Source organism: Moorena sp. SIO4A5 (assembly GCF_010672005.1).
Lineage (GTDB): Bacteria > Cyanobacteriota > Cyanobacteriia > Cyanobacteriales > Coleofasciculaceae > Moorena.
The window spans coordinates 1-4,958 of record NZ_JAAHHZ010000344.1 but is presented as its reverse complement, the minus strand read 5'-3'; the positions used below and the strand labels follow the sequence as shown (position 1 = coordinate 4,958).

5 protein-coding genes are annotated in these 4,958 nt (G+C 40.1%); all 5 read right to left on the bottom strand.

What is annotated here, in order from left to right; translation table 11 throughout:
• Window positions 1–504 (bottom strand): 3-deoxy-manno-octulosonate cytidylyltransferase (locus F6K57_RS36635; RefSeq protein ID WP_293073134.1); only part of this gene is annotated, 504 nt, incomplete at its 3' end.
• 8 nt (window positions 505–512) lie between these two features.
• Window positions 513–1,388 (bottom strand): glycosyltransferase, encoded by an 876-nt coding sequence (locus tag F6K57_RS36630; protein WP_075905416.1) that lies wholly within the window; start codon window positions 1,386–1,388, stop codon window positions 513–515.
• 292 nt (window positions 1,389–1,680) lie between these two features.
• Complete coding sequence (locus tag F6K57_RS36625; RefSeq protein ID WP_081431418.1) at window positions 1,681–2,322, bottom strand: acyltransferase; 642 nt, start codon at window positions 2,320–2,322, stop codon at window positions 1,681–1,683.
• Between the two features lie 255 nt (window positions 2,323–2,577).
• Window positions 2,578–3,858 (bottom strand): ABC transporter ATP-binding protein, encoded by a 1,281-nt coding sequence (locus tag F6K57_RS36620; RefSeq protein ID WP_293073129.1) that lies wholly within the window; start codon window positions 3,856–3,858, stop codon window positions 2,578–2,580.
• Window positions 3,858–4,730 carry an ABC transporter permease gene (locus tag F6K57_RS36615; RefSeq protein ID WP_293073126.1) on the bottom strand — a complete coding sequence of 291 codons (873 nt, stop codon included), beginning with the start codon at window positions 4,728–4,730 and terminating at the stop codon, window positions 3,858–3,860. The genes F6K57_RS36620 and F6K57_RS36615 overlap by 1 nt, the downstream gene beginning before the upstream one ends.
• Between the last annotated feature and the right edge of the window lie 228 nt (window positions 4,731–4,958).

Below are 4,958 nucleotides of genomic sequence, written 5' to 3'. Positions count from 1 at the left end.
ATCTCCAGAATTACGGAAGTAAGGAATGGGAGCACGGGAAAAGTAGAGGGCGTGATTTTTGCGATCGCATAAAACCTTGACTGAGTTAGGGTCTTGATAGCTTGTTGCCATATCCAGAGGACAAGCCAGAGTCGTCATGGCAGGGAACTCCCCTTTGATATAAGGACTTACCAGCTCGCTCAGCATCTGAGCAGTAACAAAAGGTTGGTCTCCTTGGACATTAACGATTACCCTCATTTCCGGATAACGTTGAGCTACTTCTGCAACCCGGTCAGTACCAGTAGCATGGTCTGAGCGAGTCATTTCCACCTCTCCCCCAAACTGCTCCACACAATCCGCAACTAATTCAGAGTCAGTGGCAACTACCACCTTAGTGAAATCAGGACAACGGTTAGCTGCCTCATAAACCCTCTGTACCATTGGGCGATCGCCAATCATTGCCAAAGGTTTACCAGGAAAACGAATTGAATCATAGCGAGCAGGAATAACGGCAATAATATTCATAAACTAAGTTACCTAACTGGTGATATAATCACGTTTATAAAATTGCTCAGTAGCTTTTTTAAACTCTCGTAAAGACGAGAAATAACTGGAGAGTATCTCACTTTTTTAAAAATACTCCGTGATAAATTTTCCTTTAGTAAATCACGCCTGACGTAGGAACGAGCAAGGCTTAAATCAATATCATTTTGGCTGATATAACCGCACTCCCTAGCTTCATTAAAGTACTGAAACCATAAATCTCCATAGGGATGATTAGAAGACTTCCAGGGTTGAGTGTAGAGGTTAGTATAGTGGATTAACTTCGTATTGTTGTCATAGTAATCAAAGACATTCCAAAGGGGGTCTAGTTCTCCGATTTGGTAATGGTGATGAGCCAGAAAAGCCGGACTCATACGGGCAAGATCAGGATAAGAATACAGACCTTGCTCAATTTCGTCGTAGTAGGTTTCTAAATCAAAGTTAGATTTTTGACAATCGATCAGCATTACACTCAAGCCCCAAAGGTCTTTACCTTCAGTGCTATAAGCTCTTTTTGCCAGGAAATCACAGCCATTCAAAGGTGTCTCGAAGAGTTCACCAATATCAGTTAAACAGATAGTATCTGAGTCAATATAAATAGCTTTACCTTGATAGTTACACAACTGTGGAATCAAATATCGGTAGAGACTAAACTCAGTTGTATTGCGATATTTAACTCGTAAAGACATGGGAGCGAGATAAGGCTGATCATCATTATGTTCAATAGCATTGTGGGTGCCATTAAAAACATAAATATCCAGTTCCCTACGGCTATGCTTACGAAGAGAGTAAATTGAGACTTTCCTCTCCACTAGACTTGCTTCACCAGAGCCGATAAATACTCGCACACGCTCTTGATTTTTCATGGCTAATTATCATCATAGTGCTAGGGATTATGGCTCTCTAGGATGTGGCTAAACTAAATTAGTATAAAATTATCGCTACAAAGCTTACTAAAAGAGGCTTGTAGCGATAACAAAAAACAATTTTTTTTAAATTTAATTGTATTGACTCCCTTATAATTTAAGGAGTTAAGCTCAGTTAAACTACTCATTTACTATCATCAGTCTAGGATAGTCGTGATTATTTATTAGTAATAAATAGATCAGATAAATCTATTTATTTGTGACTAGTTTGGTTAACAAAAAATTATCCTATTTACTCCTGTTTACTATCTTTATATTCACCACGTTTACGAATAACCTTGCCCGGTACTCCTACAACTACAGAGTAAGGCTCAACACTCTTAGTTAAAACTGTCCCAGCACCGATTACAGAACCTTTACCTATTCTGCAACCATCAAGGATTCTTACTCCCGCCCCTATCCAAACATCATCTTCTATAATGACACCTTTTTTAGTAGACGGTTGAAGGTCGATAGGCGTATCAAGATCGTCAAAAGTATAGTTTGAAGTAACAATTACAGTATGGGTAGCGATTCTGACCCAGTTTCCTATAACTAAGTCACCTGCACCATAAAGAAAACAAAAAGGGTTAACACTACAGTCACTACCAATTTTTATCTTACCCTCTGCAGAGATGAGCATTGCTGAACTTCGGATAATGGAGCGATCGCCAATATGAATAGCAGAGTCTTCTAAATTACATTTAAGCGTTACATTATTTTCTACAATGACGCGATTGCCCAGAAATAATTTACTTAAATTATTTTTGATTACGCTTTTACCTATATAACAGTCTTCCCCAATATTTCCAAGTTGGTTACGATAATAGTTGTGTCTGATTTTCTGTTTATGATTATTCCATAATTTATTGATTAACTTAAAGAATTCATACATATAGCAAAGGGAACAGGGAATAGGGAATAGGGAATAGGGAGTAGGGAGCAGAGTTGCGTAGGGTGCGTTAGGGGCGGGCTAGCCCTCATGTTCAACCTCGAGCGCCAGTGTTGGGACAGCCCGCCCCGTAACGCACCACCTTTGGGCTAGCCCTCATTTTCTCGGTAGCCAGTGTTGGGACAGTCCGTCCGGAAATGAAACGGGCAAGATGCCCGTTCCACGCCTGATGCCCATTCCACCCACCGGGTCAATATATTAATGGTATAAAACTTTCCATTTTCTAGGTTGATAAAATTGACATTCTGACATTAAACTATTACTTTTCACTTGAAATTTAAATAAAACGTGGTCGTAGATATATTTAGGTCGTTTTTGAACCCATAATTTAGTAGAATAATAACCTGGCTGTAATCCAAGATAAGGCATTTCTAGCTGAAGTTCAACTACTCCATTAGAAATTTTAAATATTGTGTTATCTAGATAACTATCTAAATTTAATAATGGTTCTCCTTCCCCACAATTTTGTCTAAAAATAATACAAAAGCTTCCATTATAAATTTCTGTGTGAGCTTTGCACTTAACACATAAGGATACAGGTTGACCACTGAGAGGATAGTCAATCCTATTTCCTTGTCCATCTCTAAAGTAAACGCCAATAATATCTAAACCAGTGCTTTGTTCTGCTGGTTTCTCTTTAAAGAAAACAGCTCCTTTGGATTCCTGTTTATTATCTAGAAACAAATCTTGATCATATTGTTGCATTACCACAGCCGCCTTACCAACTGCTAGTAATTTTCCTCGTTCAAGATAAATGGCTGAATCACAAATAGATAGAATAGAATTAGGATTGTGAGCTACTAGAACAAACGTTGTACCTTTATCCCGTAATTCAGACAGCTTTCTATAGCATTTCATCCTAAACAGAAGATCGCCGACTGCTAGCACCTCATCAATCAGAAGAATATCTGGTTCTGTATGAATTGCACTAGCGAAACCTAACCTTGCTGCCATTCCAGAACTATAGGTTTGTACTGGCGAATCAATGGCATCCCCAATTTCTGCAAACTCTAGAACTTGATCAAACCGCTGATCAATTTCTTTTTTCGACAACCCCAAAATCGACATATTAGCATAAATATTTTCCCGCCCTGTCAAAATCGGATTAAACCCTGCTCCCAAAGCAATCAATGGTGCCAACCGACCTTTAACTTCCACAGAGCCAACATCCGGCTTAATCAAACCACTAATAATTCGTAATAATGTCGATTTACCACTACCATTTTTCCCCACTAAGCCAATTGCTTCTCCTCGTCGCAATTGAATACTGACATCCTTAAGTGCCCAAAACTCCTTTTTCCGCAGCTTATCATCCTTCTGCCGCAATCCTAATAACTCAGTGGCAATATCATGAACCCCATATAATAAAGACCGCTTCAAGTCCCGACAAAACTTTTTAGAAACCCCATTAATCGAGAGAATGACTTCACTATCCTGGGATTTGTTCGCAAGGTCTTGCTCAGTGGTACTAATCATCATTAAGAACTCATCCTCTCAACTACAAAAGGCATGGAGAGACGATAGAAAATCCAAGCTAGTAGCAATCCCACCACAGCAATTCCACTCGCCACCCAAAATCCCAGGGGATCGGAGATCACACCTGTGGTTGCCAACTCTCGTGTTGTCACCAGCAAAGGAGTGACTGGATTGAATTTCACAATAGCGCCAAATACCCCCTCACTAGGAACTGGATAGACAACTGGAGTCAGAAATAACCAAAATCCAGTTGCCAAAGTAAGACCCATATAAAAATCTTTATACAAGGCTCCCATCGGGGCTAATAACAAGCCAATAAATGTTCCAAAAAAGACAAGATTAATCAAAGCAACTGGTGCTATAATCACGCTCCAAGTTACAGGCATCTTGAACCATATAAACAAGCCCACAATCAGAATCAGCTTGATACCAAAGTTAAAAAATACTTGACCGAGTTTGCTAAGAATAATCGCTTCACGGGGGAAATTAATTTTAGCCAACATGGCCTTGGCCTGGGTCACGGCTTGGACAGGACCATTCAGTGTTTCCACAAAAGTCTGCCACAGGGTCATGCTAAACATCACATAAGCTGGATAGGGCAACTCCGTGCTACCAACATTAATCACCCCGTTAGTCTTAGCCATAGTAAAGCCAACAGCTGTCACAATTGGTGGTATAAAAGCCCAGACAATTCCCAGAAATGACTGGCGGTATTGGGCACTGATATCCCGCACCAGAAGTCGCCAAGCTAGTTCCCTAGAAGCTAGCAAGTCTCGCCCCATCTCTTGAAATAATTGAAGCGGATGCCTCATCTTACTCTCAGGAGTATAAACCACCCTGGGTAATCTCTGATCTGATCCTTTAGTCCGTTTCAAAACTATCTCCTCACTTTTCTAGCAGTTATCAATTGGGTGAGGTACAAATTTTCGGGTTTCAGGGAGTAGGGAGCAGGGAGTAGGGAGCAGGGAGCAGGGAGTAGGGATTAGGGAGCAGGGAGTAGGGAGTAGGGAGCAGAAATACAGGTTATATTTAAAAGTTTAATCTAGGTTAAATCTAGAGTTATCCCTGATAATAATTATCTGTTAACTTATTCAAAAACTATC